General features: G+C 33.2%; 2 protein-coding genes. Both read right to left on the bottom strand.

The window, feature by feature from the left end:
* A partial coding sequence (locus C4S38_RS15670) for a DUF1573 domain-containing protein (RefSeq protein ID WP_103984484.1) occupies window positions 1-794 on the bottom strand: 794 nt, incomplete at its 3' end.
* A gap of 27 nt (window positions 795-821) precedes the next feature.
* On the bottom strand, window positions 822-1,082 hold the full coding sequence (locus C4S38_RS15665; protein WP_099464498.1) for an NVEALA domain-containing protein: 261 nt from the start codon (window positions 1,080-1,082) through the stop codon (window positions 822-824).
* Between the last annotated feature and the right edge of the window lie 156 nt (window positions 1,083-1,238).

Here is a 1,238-nt window from a genome sequence, read left to right as displayed (position 1 = left end):
TCGTCGAACATACCGGATTCTTTTGGCGTCATCTCAACGGTTACGTGGAGCGACTCACCAGGCTTGGCTGGATGTTTGTCGAAAGTAGCCACTGCACATCCGCAAGTTGTACTTGTTTCTAAAATAATAAGAGGGGCATCTCCCGTATTTTGTATGATGAAATCTGTCTTTTTTGCCTGTTTCACCTTAACCTTTCCCATGTTTACTTCTGCAGGGCTAACCTTTGCTGTTGTAATGATTGGTTGATTTGTTGCTTCTCTTCCTTGTGTGAGTTGTTTTAAATATAAATCTTTAACAGCCAAATTATGAATAGGATTTCCTATTACGATAACTTTATTATTCTTATCCAATAAAAAAGTTTGAAAGGTAATATCAGAAGGAAAATTGTTTTGCTTATTAAGCTTATCTTCCTTATCAATGCAAACCGGAAAATTAAATCCGTCTCTTTTTAAGATATACCGTATTTCTTTCAAATCTTTTGGATGAAGGAAAAAAAGAAAAGGTATTTGCTTGTCTGTTAATGAATCAACCTGAGCTATCAGTTCCTTCCACTTGGGCAATTGTAGTTTACAGCTGGCGCATCCGATAGTGTCCACATAAATAAGGACTTTATAGTCGCTTTGTGGAATTTGATAGTCAACAGTGTCTGTCAAGTAACGAGTAAAAATCATATCAGAAGGAAATATAATTTCTTTCCCTTGCCAATGTTCCACTAATTGGGTTATTTTCTTCTTTGTTTTGTCTTTGCATGAGACAGAAAAAATAACTAATAGTATTATATTCAAGTGTTTCATGAACCAATCTATTCAATTCGTTTTTATTTAAAAACCATCTAAACTGAATCCAGAGTACATAAATTCTACCTTGTCTCCAAAACAATCGATAGAGCCATTTCCTATACAGACAGTACTTCCTCCGCCACTCTCTGAATGCGCAAGTGCTTCGATATTGGCTAATACTAACTTTTTGAACTCACTGATTTTTATTTCTTCTTTTTTATTTGTATTGGTGAAGAAAAGATATCCGGACAGGCTTACACTTATTGTCAGGATGAATAATAACTTTAATCTGCTTTTTTTCATAAAAATAATTTTTGATACAAAGAATGTCAATAGTTGCTATAATTTAAAATAAATAGACTTACAAATTACTTACATTTGTTTAATGACAGAAAAGTTATATGTATAATATCTTGAATTATAAAAGGTTCTGCTTTTAGGGCTAAAATTGGGCTTACC

It is taken from the genome of Parabacteroides chinchillae, from assembly GCF_900108035.1.
GTDB lineage: Bacteria > Bacteroidota > Bacteroidia > Bacteroidales > Tannerellaceae > Parabacteroides > Parabacteroides chinchillae.
Note: the sequence above shows the minus strand (reverse complement) of the source record. Positions and strands in the feature narration are given on the sequence as shown.